Origin of the sequence: Pseudomonas sp. BNK-15, from assembly GCF_047456105.1 — a bacterium.
GTDB lineage: Bacteria > Pseudomonadota > Gammaproteobacteria > Pseudomonadales > Pseudomonadaceae > Aquipseudomonas > Aquipseudomonas putida_E.
This window is the reverse complement of the sequence record NZ_CP179898.1, coordinates 1,929,192-1,947,904: the sequence shown is the minus strand read 5'-3', so window position 1 is coordinate 1,947,904 and position 18,713 is coordinate 1,929,192. Positions and strand designations below refer to the sequence as shown.

The window sequence follows — 18,713 nt, the reverse complement described above, 5'->3', positions numbered from 1 at the left end:
CTTTTTTCACTGTAAACCACTGTGGTTTACAGTGAAAAAAAGTGGTTTACAGCAGGCCTCCTCAGGCCTGAGTCAGCTCCAGCAGATCGCCCAGTTCCTCCCGGGCCATCTTCACTCTATCCATTCTGCGATAAGGATGATCAACCGGCATCCGGATAAGAGATTCGAACCAAGCCGAATCGAATTTGATGACTTCCTTGTGAATGTGCTCAAGCTCACCTCCGCGAGGCTGTGACACTACAAACTCCATGCTTTCAACCAAGCCAGACGCTTCACTGTCTTTGACGATTCGATGGCGGATGAAACTCATTTTGAGATCAAAATATGCCGCCTTCGAACCAGGCACCTTCTTCGATTCCAGCCGACCAGTGCTGCTGATTTCCGCCCCCGGCACCTCAGCGGCAATAGCTTTCACCAGCTCAGCATTTCCACTGACCTTCTGGCCAAACAGGCGGGTGGCGTCCGACATGTAAGCAAAGATCCATGGCACATTGCGAAGCGTCGCGCCGGTATAGAGGTAGCCACGCTCTCCCTTGTAACGCTGCAGCATGCCTCTCAACGCGTTCTCGGAAAGGACCAGTTGGGTCTCTTTCTCCAGGATGTAAACCACGCGATCGAACTGTTCGATCAATAGCTTGAGAATCTTCCGCGGGACGCCGTCAAACCTGGTTTTTCGTTCTGTTTTCTTATGCTGGCGAGGCTTGAAGTACGGGCAATCGTTACGGGCCTCACTATCAAATGGAGCGATGCCGCGAATGCTCTTAGTAGCATGTTTCCCGAATGGGTTCTTCACGTTAGGCGGTAGCTCATACAGCCCAACCAGCTGGACAGGGTTGTCGCATGCCGGGCATACAGCAAACTGAGCTAGCTTGCCCGCACTTCCAGGCTGGTACCACGGATCTCTGCGGAAGGTCTCGGCCTCGAAACCTTCCTTGTCGATGATCTTGCTTTCTGTGTCTTCGATGCGGAGCTTATAGACATCCATCTTTGCTGAAACCGTATCAATAGAGGGTTTCTGGATGGTAACGAGCGAGGATAGGCAGCAGTAGGCCTAACTGACCCTTTTGGTGGTCACCCACTGGTTTGAGGCCAGCCCAAAGCATGCCTGATCGACCTGGGCGGGCCCTAGAAACAACTAACCCCCTGATGCGCAGTACAGGTCTGGGACCTGCCCGAGGCGTGGGGGCTATTCTTGGAGCGACAGTGACACCGGCTCCGGAGAAAATCAATTGGTTTGTAGAGCAGCCGGTCAGCTAAGGTCAAACCCAGATCCTAAAGGGGAGGCCGATAGCAGCTCAGTCAGCATCATCGGCACCTTCTTCATCTTCATCGGTATCCCCAACACTGAGCCAGTCGTGAAGGTTGTACCGCACGAAGTCTTCCGCATCGAGCATGGTAAAGTCTTGTAGCACCGTGACGTCTGCTCCACCGAAGTACAGCCCATCGTTGAGATTTCTGGCCACCCCGAGCACTTCATTCAGCTGGTCGTGCAGCTCATTTGCGCGCCTGGCGTGCTCTCGTTTGGTCAAAAACCGGAACACCACCTCGTAGGGCTCAGCCGGGTCGCGAATCTCGCCCTTGGGGTTGAAGGAAACCCAAGCACTAGCGAAAAATTGGTTGTTCTGATGGAGGAAATCGTCGACAAGCACGGCGATGCCCTTCATGCCGTCGTCACCTTGGTCTGCCTTCAGGCGGTTGACCAACTCGTCCGGCATCGCAATACGGTTGTAATGGTGGGACATCCAGTATGAGAAATACTGACCGTTTTCTTCGCTCAGCGTGATTACCGGATTTCGGTGGAGCGTCGGAAGCACGGCTCTCTTGGTCCACACACGCTTGTGAATCTTGAGCTCCATAACCTGCTTTTCCGCGTGCTGCAGGTGCAGCGTACGTGGATTGAGGGCGTGCAGCTGCTTATCGAAGGCCTTTTTCTTTACCTTAACGGCAATCCACTCTATCCACGGCGCATCACAAAGGTTGCGTGCATGCACCGTGCAGGAATGGGAGGCCAACATCCAATAAGCTGGAGCCACCCCCTCGAATTGGCCTTTCAGGACCTCCTCGGATATGTGTTCAATCAAGGCGTCACCTGAGACGGTATCTCCTTGCAGCCAACCAGCAGCGCTAATGGCACTTACGATCTCTTGCTCAGGTGTATCAGCCATAATCAAACCAAATTCGAACCGCCCGATTTTTCTAACCTGGCGATGGTTTTGAGGTCCCTATCACGTAGCTGCTGCGCCTTGCCAGCCAACTCCGCAACCATTCCGTACACACCTTTAGCGCCATTTCGATTCCACGCTTCATCCGAAAGCGCATCCTGAATCAGGCGGCCATCGGCGGTTGGATAGAAAAGCACCCGATGCAGATACTGCGCTTCTTCGGCGTTAACTTGGCGCAACGCCTCAGTTAAAGCCGCAAGCCTCTCGGGAAAACCAGTGGCGGTTTTTCCAGTCCGCCAATTGTACACGGTCTGACGAGACACGTTGAAGATCTGCGCGATGGAGCTATCTGACAACTTGAAGTCGCTCCTAAGCTCCTCGATTAAGGCCGGCGCTACGTCTTCGGTAACATTGGCATCCTGGCTGGTGTCCACCTCGGTCCAGGCACCAGCATGCACGCCATGAAAGCTCATGCCTGCTGAGCCGATAAGTTGTGGATAGGGCAGGGAGGCAGTCCCAGGAGCGACTACTACCGAAACGGCCAGCATCGCTGTGAAAGCAATCGCCAATACAGGGTTTGCTGTCGTGCTACCTACACGCGGAGCAATTTCAGGGTTTTCCCAAGTAGAAGATCTGCTTACAGCAGCCCCGGTAGGATCAATCCATTGCCCATTCATTGCTGTAGTCATTTCGCCTTCCCCCAAACCTCAAAGGCATGATCTTTCGCGACTGTCCTAAAAGCAAAGTTAGCAGTCTTATGCAAACCGTCGAGTCTCGTGCAGATCTCCTCGGTTCCCAGTCGTTCGGCTAACTGCAGCGGCCAATGCGCATCCGTATCGAGAAGAGCACCATTTTCGCTAACAGGCACAAATGCACCTTGCAGAGGAGCACCATGCTTGGATGAATTCCTCGATTGCTTAGCAATTTCGAAAACCATGGCCGGCTCGACCAAATCTTCCGGTATCCACATACCAGTCTGCCGCCAGCATCTGATGTGCAGATACTCCGGATCTAGATGGTAGGTGGTAGTAGAGATTCCAAGCTGCTCCTTGGGGACTTTCCCATGCGCCGCTAGCTCATCGCATTTAAGTGGGAGCATGGCTTCCGGAAGGTAGTCGGCTAGGGTCTCACCTTCAGCTGGTTCAATTTTATCGACGTACCGCATCCCGATAGCGGTGATATCCAATGCACCTGCTTGCCCTACCAGCGCCTCAATGCACTCACGGAAAAGCGCTAAGTGGTTATCAAAATGAAGATAATTTGTGCTTTGCAGGATCATGTGATCCATGGCCAGCACGCACGCGTAGTCAGCATCCCGATTAAGGAACGCCCAAGAATTCGGTTCTCCGCTGTGCATCACTCCAGGCGGCACGCCCTTGACCATCTGGAAGAAGCCCGGGAGGCTCTGACGGATCGTGTGCTGAATGTCTGGGATCAGCTTTGGCAGCTTAAGAATCGGGGCAAATCTGATTACGCTCAACGCATAGATAAGCGGCGCCCTTGCTAAGACCCCTTCGCGTTCTGACATGTTAACTCCTCCACCGCTCCCCAACGAGGGACCGGATTCTACATCATTTGACAAATCCTTTGACAAGAACTGTATAGCAGGGCCTTTCGATTTGACAAGCGGTCCCCGTGAGGAATGGAGTGCAGAAAACGCCTCCATCAGGAGCTTACTCGTCATTCCAGAAAAGCCTCTACAGACACCATCGCTAAGCCTCTGAGGAAGCACGAATTTTTAATCAGAGCTCTTCCTAGCAGTGAGAAGAAACTCAACGAATCGTCACCAGATAGCTCAATCCAGGGGAACGCTTGCTCTGATGGGGTGGTTCAGAAACGTGCTGTCTGGTCCAGATTTCTCATCTACGAAGAGCACGAAGAGCTCTTGGATCCAGAGTTTGAGGCCGTGATTGGCTGAATGGAGAGGTCGGAAAGAGGAGGGGTGATCCAGTGAAGCACAAGCGCAGTCAGGAGGCTTGCGATGGTGTTCACTGAGATTGAGACGAGAGCATTCCGCATTTTGGAGAGTCCATTTTTTGAAGTGGACCTCTATTTAATGCGCATAAACTGTGTGTCACCACCACCCGCAGAAAATTTCGTCACGCCCCAGAATGGGAATTTGCATTCGGGGCGCACCACGATTCATCTCGTGCCAGAAGCCGCCTGCAGTGCAATCAATTGGCGAGCCAAGACTCGACTACCTCAGCGCCATACTCGTTTTTCCAGGCCTTAAGCGTACGCTGATTACCACCCTTGGTCTCAACAACCTCTCCGCTGTGTGGATTCTTGTAGACCTTCACTTCGCGTGGTTTCCGAGAGGTTTTTGGGGCCATATCAGTGGAAGCCACCGCTTGCGGATCGAGGATCAGCACCACTTGGCGCAGGCCGTAGCCATACTCGTTGAGCAAACTGCGCAGCTTCGTTTCAAATTCCATTTCCTGCTTCAGGGCAGAGTCATTTTTCAGCGCTTCCAGCTCCGCCAGTTGGGCTGCGAGCTGTTGTTCGAGCAGGCGGAATTCAGCGAGACGGGACATAAGATTCTCCAAAATGGGTTCGATGATTTTAGCAATCAAGAAAGAAAGCGTGCTAACTATCTTGATCCCACATGCCTGAATCGGCAATCACGAGGCTGAGCGATCGGTGTGGATAAAAACGTGATGGCTTCAGGATCGTCGATCTGGGCGGCTTCACTTGCGAGGTAATCGATCAGCTTTTTGCTTCTTACCCAAACGTACTGCCGGCAAGCCGCGTTTGGAATGGATGGCCCCGCAACGGGGCGAAACCTGGCCTCCCAAAGGTGCTTGAACGCCTCCCTGGTCGACTTCCCCAAATACACCGCAATCTCCGGTCCCAAGATATAGCCACGCCTGAATCTGTCGATGGCTTGAGGCTTAACCATCAATTGCGTACGCCGGCCTCGTTCGACAGCAGTGCTCCATAGCAGACCCAGTCGAACGAACGCGTATGCGCATTGTTCTTTGACGCCTAACAGCGCAGCAGCCTTGACTACCGACAGGCCGGGAAAGACCGGACTCTTGTTCTCAGCTCGGGCTTGTTGCCACGCTGCAAAATCTTGCGGCTTGAGTAACCACGCCCCTACCGCAACCGAGCCATTCTCAGCTGGGCCGTAAGCGCGAAGTTCACCTGCACGTATTGCCTGAACCAACTCGACCAACCCACCCCCCTTGGGCAGAGAATGCTTGGCCAAGTAGTTGATCGACACCAGGCTCTGGTCAGAGCTGGTAGGCAGCTTCTCATCAATCAATTCGTTGATCGAGCGGCAGTCAATCAGCCACCTTTCGCCTGGGCGCGGTTCTCCACCAAAGAACTGGAGGGTACCACCAGCTAGCAGCTGCCTAACCCGATTGCGACAGAGGCTTAGCAAAGTCGAGGTTTCTTTCATATCAGCCACGCCCTGGAGATGCTGCGAGATTGCCTTCAAATGATCCAGGTCCACGACCGTAAAGACTCGATCTTCATGGACCTTCTCCCGATAGGCGATTTGTCCCTCCTGATGAAGGCGTTTTATGACTGATACCCCGAGACCACAAGCTTCAGCAGCAGAATCGAACGACACCCAACGATGTCTCTCAATCGTCTCCTCACTCAAATTGCGATTTCGCTTCGCTAACGGTGCTTCCCACGCATGCTGCAGAAATGATTCGAACTCTCGACGAAGAAAGTCAAAACAAGAGTCATCCAGATCACGGTGGATGTCGTGGTATATCGGGCCGAACGATCTGCTGAGCGTCCAATGTTCGTTATCGGAATGGACTGCCTTGAGGCCACTCAGCAGTTCTCTGAATGCGAGAGGCCAGTTCATGAGAACCACGCCCGCCGCGTTTGCCATAAGCCGCGATATCTCTAGCGAACCCGAATCAGCAACCTTCAGCGGCTGGGTTCTTTCCGTAGGCAAACTTCTGACAGCGAGACGCGATGACAACTCGTGAAACTGTTCGTAGGTGAGGGCCGCCAATCCCGCGTCAGCTGGCAACGAGTCGGCGTAAAACCTATCTTCAAAGCCAGAGGTGAGCCAGGCGGCCGTATCACTCGCCGGCGCGATCTCAAAATTGGTCCCACTCAATGAGGTGCCACACGCTTGGCAACTATTCGCACTCATTGCGCTTGGATCGGTTTCCTTCAGACAGTTGGGGCACCGCCCGTGGAGTTCAGTGCCGTGGACAGAACACGTCGTAACCAGGGTCAAGCCCCAGCTTTCTCTCCAATAACCGGCTTCGCCCAAACAGATCGGACAGTAACGAGCGTGATGAGTCGTCCATAACTTGACCCCCTTGGGCCTTGGATCACGAAACTCAGCAGATACCGCAGGCCAGCTCAGTGGTCCTTCCATCATCTGCAGCCAGTCCGCAACATCGGTCTCGTCGGCTCGTGCAAAGGCGGTGAGCAGTTCCTTTCTGGGTAATCCGTTGGCTTTCGCCAGGCGCTGCAGGTACCCCAAAAGACTTTCGTCTTGGTGTGGTCGTGGGTTGATTAAAAGACCAAACATTCCTACACATCCATGAAATCGAAGACATAAAAATCAGGGGAGTAGAGCCGGGCCGATAAGCCCGGCCCTTGGCCGTCAGGTACTGCTCTCTTCGAACGTCTCAAACGGCTCCCGCTTCCCGAACAGAGGCTGGAAATTGAAGCTCGCACTGAAGGGGTTTCGATCCTCGGTGGCGTAGCTCCAAACCTCGTCTTCAAAAGCCTGGGCCAGCACAGGAAGTTCAATCCCGACAAGGTCCTGGACTTGAACCAGCCAAACAGCCCTGTCCACAATCTTGATGAGGTAGTCGATCAATCCATAGGAAGCCAGGTAGAAGCGTTTAATCATCGCTGGCTCTACAAAACTGATGGTTTGAACAGGCAGTTCGCCCTCGATTGCCTGCAACAACATCACGAAATGAAGAGACGTATTAGCGGAGAAGGTGAAGCGATCGTATGCCACCGTGGCCGAAAACCTGCGTCGCAGTTGCTCGTTTGCTAGCAGGAGATTTTCGGTGCGCTTCAGCCCAATCAGAACAAACGCGATACTGGTTTCATTCATCAGACTCTTGATCCAGTCTGCTGCCTCATACGCACCATTACGACGATAATCGACCAGGTGCTGCGCCTCATCGAGGACCAACATCTCCACGCCAAGGTTCTTCAGCAGCAGGACTACTCGCGCAAATTTAACCTCTGCCGAATGTCCTCGTGCCTCTGCGAAGGGATCCTTCAGCTCTGCCAAAATGGCTGCTGCCAGGTTCTTTTTGGTTGGAGACGAAGGCATCTCGACGAACAGAACTGTCCGCTTCTGTGGGTCATGGCTCTCCAATTCCTCCAATGACCGAATGTACTCCTTGACCAATGTGCTCTTGCCCACTCCGCTTGGACCTTGGATCAGCAACCCTTTACTTGCTCTGGTACGCCGACTATCGCCGTGGATATCGCCTAGTCGCGTCAACGCTCGCTCGACTTGAGGGCTGTGAATAAAACGATCGCGGAGCGTAAAGCTGTATTCACCATGCTCGTAGCATTCGTACAGATTGATGGCGTTCATGGCTTAGAACTCCCAGCAGGGCGACGAACCGAGACCTTGAAGGCTGCTGGCGGAATGTTAGGAATAGAGTCACCGGTCCATTCCACTTCAGCGAGTACCTTGGGTGGAGGCGTGCTTTCGGTCACTCGACCCTCCTTGTCGATTTTCGCTATGGCAGCTGCGCGTCGTTTTCTGAGCGTCTGCGAACGGCGGGCCTCGTCTGCATCTTCCATAATTTCCTGGTAGCACCTGTGCGTAGCCTCGAAGCTAGGCTGCTCATTATATTTTTCTCGCAGCGCTTTCTCGGCAGCCTTCCACACCTCCCTGCTCTTACCGGCCATTCGCTCATCTTTGGCGGGCACTTTGAAGAACAAGTTTCTGAAGCGGTCGTGAACCCAAACGTGCCCGGCTTCGTCTCGATAGCGGACGTTTACCTTTTCTCCGTCTGCCAAACGCATACGGAGCTCAGCAAGTTCCGTAGAGTGGTAGCCCACTTTGGCAACCTCGATGCCGTAATGGTGAACCTTCACCGAGGCCCGCTTGGCCAGAATGCACTCCAACGAGTCCAGGTCGACGGGAAGGCTGATGACATGGTTCGCCTCGCTAGTCCCCCAGACTTGAGCCGGTGTTCTGTTGTCCAGCCCCCGATGAGGAGTCTGGTGGTAACCATCGACGATCCATTTCACTACCACCGCCTCCAATTGAGGGAGCGTGAAACATGCATTCTTCTCCGAGTCGTAATCGCCACGCTGCTGGATATTCGAGAAGGTGGTACCCGGGAGGTTGTGGATAAGCCCCAGGTTCTGTGTGCTGAAAAAGCGTTCGACGGCACCTTTCCTTTGAGGGGCCCTTGAAGCGGGATACATGATCTCGATACCCAACTCGTTGAATCCCATGATGAGATCGCCCGCGTGAAATTCCGCTGCGTTGTCTGGGACTATTCGAGCCGGCAGCCCACGTGCCCACCATTCATTTCTCACTTTCGGAAAGCGCTTCAGCAATTCGGCTTTTGGACGGATTGAGCGTTCGATCACACGAAGCACGGTTTCCGTATTTGGCGCCGACAGGTGGAGCAAATATCCCATCACCATTCGAGAGAAGCGGTCGAGGACGATCGTCAGATAGGGGCGCCCAATGCACAGCCCCGAGGTTTCATCCACAAGCTGGACGTCCAACAAGGTGTGATCAATTTCCCAACGTTCCAAAATCTCATGGACACGTAGGACACCCGCCGCAACACGGTGCTTCTTGTCTGCTGCGTGTTTTCCGAGCCTCTCCTTATCCACAAGGTACGGATCCAGCTTGGCGATGTACCTTCGGACAGTCATTCCGCTTGGGATCTTGAGCTGATCCGAAGGCAAACGACTTTTGTTCCTCTCTTTTATCTGATCCTCGAATTCTGAAACGACCACGCTGACCGCTGGAATCGTATCCTGCAGGTAGGTTTTATTAATCACCCCTTCAAGAATAACTTCGAGCTCTCCCTGTATCGCGGCAGCCCGACCCTTTTTGGCATGCTGAGGGATAAGCTTTACTACGTTCTGGCCAATGTATTTGGCTGCCCAACGTCGAATAGTGGAAACCGAGGGTGCGCACGCATCCCCAATCTTTTTGGCGATATCTCTAAGCTTCTTGATCATGTCTTCGTCACCCGGTAGCTTGTATTTACCGCGCTTAGTTAGGTCGTCCAGATACTTGCGTCGACGCAATGCCTCATCTCCATGTTTTTTGGGGAAGCATGAAATATCTGGAGGGACGTTCCGCACATACGGAACCCTCCCAAGGTATGGCTGATCAGCGGAGATCTCGATCTCGCGCTTCTCGTAGGCCTCATAGAACTCCTTCTCGGATAGCTTCGTGGGCTCACCAAGCTCATCGAAAAAGAGCAGCTTCCGGTCAATAAGCCTCTTCTCAAGCACCATCAGTACGCCACGAACGATGACGACCAATTTCACCCTAAGGGAAAAGGTTTGCATGACGGTGCCCCCCTTGCAGGAAGACCGGGGAGTCAGTGTCAATTGACCTATCAAGGTCAATGCCCACCACCCCAAGGCCTAACAAGCGCCAGGCTTTCCCCTCACCAACCACGTAGAGCAGATCTGCAACGGTCATAGGCGGCCATTCGTTGAAGGTCGCCATTACCTCCTCCAACGCCTGATGCGAAAGCTCTGGACCGCGCCGGTGATACATCAGCCTTCTAAGATTGGTAGCCAGGGGTTCAGCTTCAATTAACTTTTCAGTGATCACCGAAAAGTTACGGGCAGTGGCGTTGAAGTAGCGCTCAGCGGCATCCAGTCGCTGCCTGACGCTGGCAATCTTCAGTCGGTCGTGAGGCTTCACTTCAAACCACCACTCGCGCCCATCCGCGAGGAAAACCTGTACGTCTGGGTAATATTTGAAGTAGCCCTGGAGCGATGGAACACGTTCCTCACTGGGCTGCGGGACGTAGCCGATGACCGCAGGAGACAGCTCAAGAAGCCGAAAAAGAGCGCCTTCGAGCTGGGACTCCCAGGGCACAGGCTTTTTATTTTTGAGCGATGGGAAGTAGCCGCGGTAATGGTTGGACCGCCGCGTGACCACCTTTCGTACTGTCATGAAACACCTCCGAAAATCTCGAAACGAGCGCCGACGCTGCGCCAAAAAATCAAGGCGCAGGGCGGGCGAAGTGAGGCCTTTCGACAGGCAACACTGTGCCGTCGAGTAACCTCGCTAAGGTCGAAAAAATGGGAGAGGATTGACAGTCGCTTCGAAAAAGCAGACATTGCGGGTTCTGAGGACGCAAGTCTGCTTCGCTAAGCGCGGTCAGTCCTCTCGGGATTGATCGCGTTTTTCTACATTTTCAGGTCTCCTTTTCTCTCATTGGTCATGACTCTCATGACTGATCAGAATCTAAAGCAATCGGCTTGCTCTCTTTATTTCTAAACGGCCACTTCGTGATCGCTGGAGCAATTTGGATCAGGTCTGAAGCTCTCGCTTCAAACAGCTGATTTGGCTGAAAATCTTCAGTGCAAAGCGGAAAAGTTGGTCATAGATCTTATTCCAACATCCCTTCGAAATCTACAAAAAATCCAAAATGGCAACTTCCACCAAATTCCATTTCCATACTAAATTGTTCAAATTAATACTTAACACGTACGCTTAATTAACTATTAAGGTGTTCAAATATTAGTTTTAAAGTCCTCTCAATCTCTCTGCTGCTCAGATCCGCCCGCCGACCCTCTCAGCACTTCCAGCGCCCCATCAAATCACTTCCTCAAATCCCCCCATCTGCATCATTTTCCAATGAGCGGAGTAGGGCGCCCCGGCAGGAATTCCAGGCAAAAAAAAGCCCGCGAAGGCGGGCTTGATGGTGACCGACAGGGGCCATGGTTGAAGCCCGGCCGGTCATCTATTTGTGAAAGCGTGCAGCTTTTCTGTGAACCTACAACCTGATCAGAAGTCCAGGTTAGAAACCGACAGCGCGTTGCTTTCGATGAAGTCGCGGCGAGGCTCAACCGCGTCACCCATCAAGGTGTTGAAGATCTGATCGGCGGCAATCGCGTCTTCGATGGTGACCTTGAGCATGCGACGTACAGTTGGGTCCATGGTGGTTTCCCACAACTGGTCCGGGTTCATCTCACCCAGCCCTTTGTATCGCTGGATGGTGTGACGCTTGGTGGTCTCGTTCATCAGCCAATCCAGGCCTTCCTTGAACTCGACGATCGCCTTGCGACGCTCACCGCGCTGTACGTAAGCACCTTCACCCAGCAGGCTCGACAACTTGGAGCCAATGTTGACCACCGTGCGATAGTCGTTGCTGCCGAAGAAATCGCGGTTGAAGGTGATGTAGCTGGCCAGGCCGTGCGAGGTGATTTCCACTTCAGGCAGCCACACATTGCGCTCCTTGTCCTCGCGCAGGGTGGCCTTGTACATCAGGCCAGACTTCTGGCTGTTGCTCAGGCGCTCCTGCAGTTTGGCCAACCAGTTCTCCATGACGGCATGGTCGCCCAATTGCTCCAGGGTAACTTCCGGCAGGTAGATGAAGTGCTCGGTCAACTCTTCCGGGTACAAGCGAGACAAACGCTTGAGGGTCTTCATCACACCACGGAACTCGTTGACCAAAACCTCCAGCTGAACGCCGGAAACGGCCGGCGCAGACTCATCCAGGTGCAGGCTGGCATCTTCGAGGGCCGACTGGGTCATGTATTCTTCCATGGCCTCGTCGTCCTTGATGTACTGCTCCTGCTTGCCTTTCTTCACCTTGTACAGCGGTGGCTGGGCAATGTAGATGTAGCCACGCTCGACCAGCTCTGGCAGCTGACGGAAGAAGAAGGTCAGCAGCAGGGTACGGATGTGCGAACCGTCAACGTCAGCATCGGTCATGATGATGATGTTGTGATAGCGCAGTTTGTCGATGTTGTACTCTTCGCGGCCGATGCCACAGCCCAGTGCGGTGATCAGTGTGCCCACTTCCTGGGAGGAGATCATCTTGTCGAAGCGTGCTTTCTCGACGTTGAGAATCTTGCCCTTCAGCGGCAGGATCGCCTGGGTACGACGGTTACGACCTTGCTTGGCCGAGCCACCTGCGGAGTCACCCTCCACCAGGTACAGTTCGGAAAGGGCAGGGTCCTTCTCCTGGCAGTCCGCCAGTTTGCCCGGCAAGCCCGCGATATCCAGCGCGCCTTTACGGCGAGTCATTTCACGCGCTTTGCGCGCCGCTTCACGGGCACGGGCAGCGTCGATCATCTTGCCGACTACCGCTTTGGCTTCGTTGGGGTTTTCCAACAGGAAGTCGGCGAAGTATTTGTTCATTTCCTGTTCCACGGCGGTTTTCACCTCCGAGGAGACCAGCTTGTCCTTGGTCTGCGAACTGAACTTCGGATCCGGCACCTTGACCGAAATGATCGCGGTCAGGCCTTCACGAGCATCGTCACCGGTGGTGGAAACCTTGTTCTTCTTGGCCAGGCCTTCCTGCTCGATGTAGCTGTTCAGGCTACGGGTCAGCGAAGAGCGGAAACCAACCAGGTGGGTACCGCCATCGCGCTGCGGAATGTTGTTGGTGAAGCACAGCAGGTTTTCGTTGAAGCTGTCGTTCCACTGCAGGGCAACTTCAACACCCACGCCATCTTCACGCTGGACGTTGAAATGGAACACCTGGGAGTTGACCGGAGTCTTGTTGGTGTTCAGGTATTCAACGAATGCACGCAGGCCGCCTTCGTATTTGAAGAACTCTTCTTTGCCCGAGCGCTCGTCTTTCAGCAGGATGCCAACGCCAGAGTTCAGGAAGGACAGTTCACGAATACGCTTGGCCAGGATGTCCCAGCTGAAGTGAATATTCTTGAAGGTCTCAGCCGAAGGCTTGAAATGAATATGGGTGCCGGTGGTTTCGCTTTCGCCCACAACGGCCATCGGCGCCTGTGGAACACCATGAACGTAGGTCTGCTCCCAGATCTTGCCGCTACGGCGAACGGTAAGCACCAGCTTTTCCGAAAGGGCGTTTACTACCGAAACACCTACACCGTGCAGGCCGCCGGAAACTTTGTAGGAGTTATCATCAAATTTACCGCCGGCGTGCAGCACGGTCATGATGACCTCGGCTGCAGAAACGCCTTCTTCTTTATGCACGTCGACCGGAATGCCGCGACCGTTGTCGCGCACACTGATGGATTCATCGGTGTGGATGATGACGGTGATGTCATCGCAGTGCCCGGCGAGGGCTTCGTCGATCGAGTTGTCGACCACTTCGAAGACCATGTGGTGCAGGCCGCTACCGTCATCGGTGTCGCCAATGTACATGCCGGGACGCTTGCGCACGGCATCCAAACCTTTCAGCACCTTGATGCTTGAAGAGTCGTACGTTTGATTTTCGCTCATGCCTTCACTCCCGATGGTCGTGGGTCTGGGTGATACGGCCTTGTTCCACGTGGAACAAAGCAACTGGCGTTTCCGTCTGCCAGCCTTCCCTCAGTAATTCGTGATCTACACAGGTGATAAACACCTGGCAGCGTAATTCTTCTAGCAAGCGGCACAGTGCACGGCGATGCTGGTCGTCCAACTCGGACGGCAAGTCATCCACCAGATAAATACAGTGGCCGCGGCGAGCCTGACTAACGAGGTGGCCTTGGGCGATGCGCAATGCACAGACCACCAGCTTTTGCTGACCACGCGACAAGATGTCGGCTGCGTTGTTAGCAGCCAGACGAAGACGCAGATCAGCACGCTGCGGACCGGCCTGGGTATGGCCCATCTGCTGATCGCGAAGGAGAGAAGAGGCGAGTACTTCGTTGAGTTCCCGGTCCTTGTCCCAGCCTCGGTAGTAGCTAAGGGTCAACCCGTCCAGCTCGACCAGTTCGCTCAGGGTTTGCTCGAAGACGGGCTTCAAGGCCTTGATGTAGTTGCGACGGTATTCATCTATTTCCGCGCTGGCCAGGCACAATTCCCGGTCCCAGGCGGCTTGCGAAGCTGGGTCAAGTGTACCATGCCGCAACCATGAGTTCCGCTGCCGCAACGCCTTCTGCAGACGCTGCCAAGCTGGCATGAAGCGAGGTTCCACGTGGAACACTCCCCAATCCAGAAACTGGCGACGGATCTTCGGCGCGCCTTCAAGCAACCTGAAACTGTCTGGGTTGATGAGCTGCAGGGGCAGTAGTTCTGCAAGCTGCGCGGCGCTCTTGGCATTCTGCCCATCGATACGGATAGTGAAGTCGCCCGCCCGCTCGCGCGACACACCCAAGTTGCTGGTGCCGCCTTCGCCCAACTGTACTTCGCCGAAAACCGTACACGCAGCCTGCTCGTACTGAATGACGGGATTGAGTCGGGTACTGCGAAACGATCTGGCCAACCCGAGCAAATGCACAGCTTCCAACACACTGGTCTTGCCGCTGCCGTTGGCGCCGTAGAGGATATTGATGCGGGGGGAGGGTGAGAGGGTCACCGGGTGCAGGTTGCGCACCGCGGTGACCATGATACGTCGAAGGGACATTTGGCCTGCTACAGGTTACAGGCGCATCGGCATGACAACGTAAGACGAGTCGTCATTGCCGGCTTCCTGCAGCAGAGCACTGCTATTGGAATCGGAGAGAATCAGGCGAACCTGTTCCGTTGTCATCACACCCAATACGTCCAGCAGGTAACTGACGTTGAAGCCAATCTCAAGCGATGCACCGTCATAGTCCACGCTGATCTCTTCTTCCGCCTCTTCCTGTTCCGGGTTGTTTGCCTGGATTTTCAACTGACCGGCAGCCAACTGAAGGCGGATACCGCGGTACTTCTCGTTGGAAAGGATTGCGGTACGGCTGAACGCTTCACGCAAGGCCTGACGATCGCCGATGACCAGCTTGTCACCACCCTTGGGCAGTACACGCTCATAGTCAGGGAACTTGCCATCGACCAGCTTGGACGTGAAGGTGAACTCGCCTGTGTTCGCACGGATGTGGTGCTGGCCCAGGACGATGCTGACCATGCCTTCCGGGTCGGTGAGCAGGCGCGCCAGTTCGAGGATACCTTTACGTGGCACGATGACCTGATGACGCTCATCCTGCTCGATGGCTGCGCTCATGGAGCACAGCGCCAGACGATGCCCATCGGTAGACACGGCACGCAGGGTATTACGCGACACTTCCAGCAGCATACCGTTGAGGTAGTAACGTACATCCTGCTGAGCCATGGCGAAGCTGGTGCGCTCGATCAAACGACGCAGTTTGCTCTGCTCAAGGTTGCAGGTCAGCGAACCTGGGCCTTCTTCCACAGTGGGGAAGTCGTTGGCAGGCAGGGTCGACAGGGTGAAACGGCTACGGCCGGCCTTGACCAACAGCTTCTGTTCATCGACCTTGATATCGATCAGAACGTCGTTCGGCAGGCTTTTGCAGATGTCCATCAGCTTGCGCGCCGGGACAGTGATTTCGCCAGGCTCGGCCGGCTCTTCCAGTTGGACGCGGCCTACCAGTTCGACTTCCAGGTCGGTACCGGTCAACGACAGCTGCTGGCCTTGCACGACCAGCAGTACGTTGGACAGGACCGGCAAGGTCTGACGGCGCTCGACGACACCGGCGACCAGTTGCAGGGGTTTCAACAGGGCTTCGCGTTGAATGGTGAAATGCATGGTCTAGTCCCTTGCCTTCAATTAGCTGCGCTGGCGGCCATCAGGTGGTGAGCGTGCGCAGCAGGTTCTTGTAGTCCTCGCGGATGTCCGCGTCGGATTCCTTCAGTTCGTTGATCTTGCGGCAAGCGTGCAGCACGGTGGTGTGGTCACGGCCGCCAAACATGTCGCCGATCTCCGGCAGACTGTGGTTGGTCAGCTCCTTGGACAACGCCATGGCCACCTGACGCGGGCGCGCTACAGAGCGCGAACGGCGCTTGGACAACAGATCGGAGATCTTGATCTTGTAGTACTCGGCCACGGTGCGCTGAATGTTATCCACACTCACCAGCTTGTCTTGCAGCGCCAGCAGGTCCTTCAGCGACTCGCGAATCAGCTCGATGGTGATGTCGCGGCCCATGAAGTGCGAGTGGGCGATGACGCGCTTCAATGCCCCTTCAAGCTCACGTACGTTGGAGCGAATACGCTGAGCGATGAAGAAAGCGGCATCGTGCGGCAACTCGACCTTGGCCTGGTCTGCCTTCTTCATCAGGATCGCCACGCGGGTCTCCAGCTCCGGCGGCTCGACAGCCACCGTCAGCCCCCAGCCGAAACGCGACTTCAGTCGCTCTTCCAGACCTTCGATTTCCTTCGGGTAGCGGTCACTGGTGAGAATCACCTGCTGGCCACCTTCGAGCAATGCGTTGAAGGTGTGGAAAAACTCCTCCTGTGAACGCTCCTTGCGGGCGAAGAACTGGATATCGTCGATCAGCAGCGCATCGACCGAACGGTAGAAGCGCTTGAACTCATTGATCGCGTTGAGCTGCAACGCCTTGACCATGTCCGCGACGAAGCGCTCGGAATGCAGGTACACCACCTTGGCATTCGGGTTCTTCTTCAGCAGGTGGTTACCCACAGCATGCATCAAGTGCGTTTTACCCAGGCCCACGCCACCGTAAAGGAACAGTGGGTTGTAGCCATGCTTCGGGTTGTCGGCAACCTGCCAGGCGGCTGCCCGGGCCAACTGGTTCGATTTACCTTCGACAAAGGTTTCGAAGGTGAACGTACGGTTCAGATAACTGGTGTGCTTGAGCGCACCCTCCACCTGAACGTTGCGCTGTTCGGTACGCCCCGGCGCGACAGGTGCCGGAGCGCTGTCCGCCATCGAATCATAGCTGCCTCGCGACGACGCCTCGGCCATGTCGGTGGCCTGCGCAGGTTCAGCAGTGGGCACCGAGACCGGGTCAGCAACAGCCATGACTGGCGCGGCTGCTGGCTGCGCGTGGCTCTGCGCAAGGGACGCAGCCATTGCAGCGCTGACCGGGGCATTGGGCGCGGCCCGCGGTGCGGAGCTGCGACGGCTACCTATTAATAAGGAAAGGGCAGGCGCGATGCCGCTACCGTTCTCACCCAACAGTTCGAGCAGACGGCCGAGGTACTTTTCATTCACCCAATCGAGAACGAAACGGTTAGGCGCATACACGCGCAACTCGTCGCCTTCGGCTTCGACCTGTAGCGGACGGATCCAGGTGTTGAATTGCTGGGCAGGCAGTTCATCGCGCAGAAGCTCCACGCACTGCTGCCAAAGTTCCACTGACACGGATATCCCCTGAGTTTGAAAGCCGGATGAGGCAAAAACAAACGGCCATTGTACCGGTCAAGCGATCAGTTATCCACATGTGGAAACATTATGAGCCATGGCAAAACAGCCATTTAGCGACCAAAACGACCCTGAAGGACTGTGAATAAGCTCTGTGGATAACCCGCCATAAGGGCTATGCACAACCCAGGGTCAAGATCTGTTGATAACTCACCTGTGGATAATGAGTCTTTTCATCCACAGGCTGTACGCAGGCCCAGCACAAGCGCAGCACGGGTTGTGGACAATGTTTCTGATCGCTGTACAGCCCGTAATATTTGGCCTGCAGAAGGTTATCCACAGAAACTTATCCACCTAAGATTTATAAGTTATTCAGAAAAGCTTTTTATATGTCTCTTCTTTTTTTTAGTTTTGTCATCCGTTTGCCTGCCCGACCAGACGCCGCCCCGCTCGATCGCTGAAAGCACCTTCCATAAGGAAAGGCTGGTTGGAAATTGACCTATTGGCTTGCTTTCTCTAGAATCGCCGATCTCTTAAAAAGGGGGCCATTCCGGCCCGTTGTCGACAAACCAGGTAACACGCCATGAAACGTACTTTCCAACCAAGCACCATCAAGCGCGCTCGCACCCACGGCTTCCGTGCCCGTATGGCTACCAAGAACGGCCGTGCTGTTCTGTCGCGTCGTCGTGCCAAAGGCCGTAAGCGTCTGGCCATTTGATCTTTCGGCAAAGGTGGTGAGTCAGGACTTCAGTCGGGAAAAGCGACTGCTTACACCCCGGCATTTCAAAGCGGTCTTCGACTCCCCAACCGGCAAGGTTCCAGGGAAAAACCTGCTGATCCTTGCTCGCGAGAACGGTCTCGATCATCCACGCCTTGGCTTGGTGATTGGCAAGAAGAGCGTCAAGCTTGCCGTTCAACGCAATCGCCTCAAGCGCTTGATGCGCGATTCCTTCCGTCTGCACCAGCAAATGCTCGCTGGCCTGGACATAGTGATCGTCGCGCGCAAGGGATTGGGTGAGATAGAAAACCCGGAATTGCACCAACACTTTGGCAAGCTCTGGAAACGCCTGGCGCGCAGCCGGCCCACTCCAGCGGCTAACGCCGATTCCGCAGGGGTAGACAGCCAAGATGCGTAAACTGGCACTCGTTCCGATCCAGTTTTACCGTTATGCCATCAGTCCTCTGATGGCCAGCCACTGTCGTTTCTACCCCAGTTGCTCCTGTTATGCGTTGGAAGCCATAGAAACCCATGGCCTCTTGCGTGGCGGGTGGCTAACCGTTCGTCGCCTGGGGCGTTGTCATCCGTGGAACGACGGCGGTTTCGATCCCGTTCCCCCGCGCCTTCCTCCCGAACTTCTTCGATAGCCGAGTAAT

The 18,713-nt window shown here is 54.9% G+C and carries 15 protein-coding genes and 1 pseudogene; 3 read left to right on the top strand and 13 right to left on the bottom strand.

Going from position 1 to position 18,713, the window contains the following annotated elements; genetic code table 11:
* Positions 1-61 precede the first annotated feature (61 nt).
* The 13 genes from ACMGF5_RS08910 to dnaA all read right to left on the bottom strand — a co-directional run bounded on the left by ACMGF5_RS08910 (position 62) and on the right by dnaA (position 17,339).
* Positions 62-985: a hypothetical protein gene (locus ACMGF5_RS08910; RefSeq protein ID WP_011953102.1), complete on the bottom strand. Its 924-nt coding sequence runs from the start codon at positions 983-985 to the stop codon at positions 62-64.
* Between the two features lie 310 nt (positions 986-1,295).
* Positions 1,296-2,165, bottom strand: coding sequence for a hypothetical protein (locus ACMGF5_RS08905; protein ID WP_153443019.1), 870 nt, complete (start codon positions 2,163-2,165; stop codon positions 1,296-1,298).
* Positions 2,166-2,167: 2 nt separating this feature from the next.
* Positions 2,168-2,851 carry a transcriptional regulator gene (locus tag ACMGF5_RS08900; protein WP_126404318.1) on the bottom strand — a complete coding sequence of 228 codons (684 nt, stop codon included), beginning with the start codon at positions 2,849-2,851 and terminating at the stop codon, positions 2,168-2,170.
* Positions 2,848-3,690 carry a TIGR04255 family protein gene (locus ACMGF5_RS08895; RefSeq protein ID WP_010951432.1) on the bottom strand — a complete coding sequence of 281 codons (843 nt, stop codon included), beginning with the start codon at positions 3,688-3,690 and terminating at the stop codon, positions 2,848-2,850. The genes ACMGF5_RS08900 and ACMGF5_RS08895 overlap by 4 nt, the downstream gene beginning before the upstream one ends.
* A gap of 646 nt (positions 3,691-4,336) precedes the next feature.
* Positions 4,337-4,696 (bottom strand): histone-like nucleoid-structuring protein, MvaT/MvaU family, encoded by a 360-nt coding sequence (locus tag ACMGF5_RS08890; protein ID WP_010951431.1) that lies wholly within the window; start codon positions 4,694-4,696, stop codon positions 4,337-4,339.
* A 56-nt stretch (positions 4,697-4,752) separates the two neighbouring features.
* Entirely contained in the window at positions 4,753-6,669 is a 1,917-nt protein-coding gene (locus ACMGF5_RS08885; protein WP_010951430.1) for a TniQ family protein, read from the bottom strand.
* Between the two features lie 75 nt (positions 6,670-6,744).
* Complete coding sequence (locus tag ACMGF5_RS08880) at positions 6,745-7,704, bottom strand: TniB family NTP-binding protein (protein WP_010951429.1); 960 nt, start codon at positions 7,702-7,704, stop codon at positions 6,745-6,747.
* Positions 7,701-9,659, bottom strand: a complete 1,959-nt coding sequence (locus ACMGF5_RS08875; protein WP_011953078.1) for a DDE-type integrase/transposase/recombinase — start codon at positions 9,657-9,659, stop codon at positions 7,701-7,703. Before ACMGF5_RS08875 ends, ACMGF5_RS08880 begins: the two co-directional genes overlap by 4 nt.
* The gene (locus ACMGF5_RS08870) at positions 9,640-10,278 is read right to left on the bottom strand and encodes a TnsA endonuclease N-terminal domain-containing protein (RefSeq protein ID WP_011953077.1); all 639 of its coding nucleotides are present in this window, start codon (positions 10,276-10,278) and stop codon (positions 9,640-9,642) included. The genes ACMGF5_RS08875 and ACMGF5_RS08870 overlap by 20 nt, the downstream gene beginning before the upstream one ends.
* An 837-nt stretch (positions 10,279-11,115) precedes the next feature.
* Complete coding sequence (gyrB, locus tag ACMGF5_RS08865) at positions 11,116-13,536, bottom strand: DNA topoisomerase (ATP-hydrolyzing) subunit B (RefSeq protein WP_046786790.1); 2,421 nt, start codon at positions 13,534-13,536, stop codon at positions 11,116-11,118.
* A 4-nt stretch (positions 13,537-13,540) separates the two neighbouring features.
* The gene (gene recF, locus ACMGF5_RS08860; RefSeq protein ID WP_115273207.1) at positions 13,541-14,644 is read right to left on the bottom strand and encodes a DNA replication/repair protein RecF; all 1,104 of its coding nucleotides are present in this window, start codon (positions 14,642-14,644) and stop codon (positions 13,541-13,543) included.
* A 15-nt stretch (positions 14,645-14,659) separates the two neighbouring features.
* Positions 14,660-15,763: a DNA polymerase III subunit beta gene (dnaN, locus tag ACMGF5_RS08855; RefSeq protein WP_012312006.1), complete on the bottom strand. Its 1,104-nt coding sequence runs from the start codon at positions 15,761-15,763 to the stop codon at positions 14,660-14,662.
* Between the two features lie 40 nt (positions 15,764-15,803).
* Positions 15,804-17,339, bottom strand: coding sequence for a chromosomal replication initiator protein DnaA (gene dnaA / locus ACMGF5_RS08850; protein WP_046786788.1), 1,536 nt, complete (start codon positions 17,337-17,339; stop codon positions 15,804-15,806).
* Between the two features lie 583 nt (positions 17,340-17,922).
* Between dnaA and rpmH the strand changes: the two genes are divergently transcribed.
* The 3 genes and pseudogenes from rpmH (at position 17,923) to yidD (ending at position 18,712) form a co-directional block, all read left to right on the top strand.
* Entirely contained in the window at positions 17,923-18,057 is a 135-nt protein-coding gene (rpmH, locus tag ACMGF5_RS08845) for a 50S ribosomal protein L34 (protein ID WP_003253163.1), read from the top strand.
* Positions 18,058-18,070: 13 nt separating this feature from the next.
* Positions 18,071-18,475: a ribonuclease P protein component gene (gene rnpA, locus ACMGF5_RS08840; RefSeq protein ID WP_080516507.1), complete on the top strand. Its 405-nt coding sequence runs from the start codon at positions 18,071-18,073 to the stop codon at positions 18,473-18,475.
* A pseudogene (gene yidD, locus ACMGF5_RS08835) lies at positions 18,468-18,712 on the top strand (membrane protein insertion efficiency factor YidD). The gene rnpA and the pseudogene yidD overlap by 8 nt, the downstream one beginning before the upstream one ends.
* Position 18,713 lies beyond the last annotated feature (1 nt).

Bases quoted from the DNA above. Each gene is read 5' to 3' on its own strand.
- ACMGF5_RS08910 (WP_011953102.1), bottom strand. From the start codon at position 985: ATGGATGTCTATAAGCTCCGCATCGAAGACACAGAAAGCAAGATCATC.
- ACMGF5_RS08905 (WP_153443019.1), bottom strand. From the start codon at position 2,165: ATGGCTGATACACCTGAGCAAGAGATCGTAAGTGCCATTAGCGCTGCT.
- ACMGF5_RS08900 (WP_126404318.1), bottom strand. From the start codon at position 2,851: ATGACTACAGCAATGAATGGGCAATGGATTGATCCTACCGGGGCTGCT.
- ACMGF5_RS08895 (WP_010951432.1), bottom strand. From the start codon at position 3,690: ATGTCAGAACGCGAAGGGGTCTTAGCAAGGGCGCCGCTTATCTATGCG.
- ACMGF5_RS08890 (WP_010951431.1), bottom strand. From the start codon at position 4,696: ATGTCCCGTCTCGCTGAATTCCGCCTGCTCGAACAACAGCTCGCAGCC.
- ACMGF5_RS08885 (WP_010951430.1), bottom strand. From the start codon at position 6,669: ATGTTTGGTCTTTTAATCAACCCACGACCACACCAAGACGAAAGTCTT.
- ACMGF5_RS08880 (WP_010951429.1), bottom strand. From the start codon at position 7,704: ATGAACGCCATCAATCTGTACGAATGCTACGAGCATGGTGAATACAGC.
- ACMGF5_RS08875 (WP_011953078.1), bottom strand. From the start codon at position 9,659: ATGCAAACCTTTTCCCTTAGGGTGAAATTGGTCGTCATCGTTCGTGGC.
- ACMGF5_RS08870 (WP_011953077.1), bottom strand. From the start codon at position 10,278: ATGACAGTACGAAAGGTGGTCACGCGGCGGTCCAACCATTACCGCGGC.
- gyrB (WP_046786790.1), bottom strand. From the start codon at position 13,536: ATGAGCGAAAATCAAACGTACGACTCTTCAAGCATCAAGGTGCTGAAA.
- recF (WP_115273207.1), bottom strand. From the start codon at position 14,644: ATGTCCCTTCGACGTATCATGGTCACCGCGGTGCGCAACCTGCACCCG.
- dnaN (WP_012312006.1), bottom strand. From the start codon at position 15,763: ATGCATTTCACCATTCAACGCGAAGCCCTGTTGAAACCCCTGCAACTG.
- rpmH (WP_003253163.1), top strand. From the start codon at position 17,923: ATGAAACGTACTTTCCAACCAAGCACCATCAAGCGCGCTCGCACCCAC.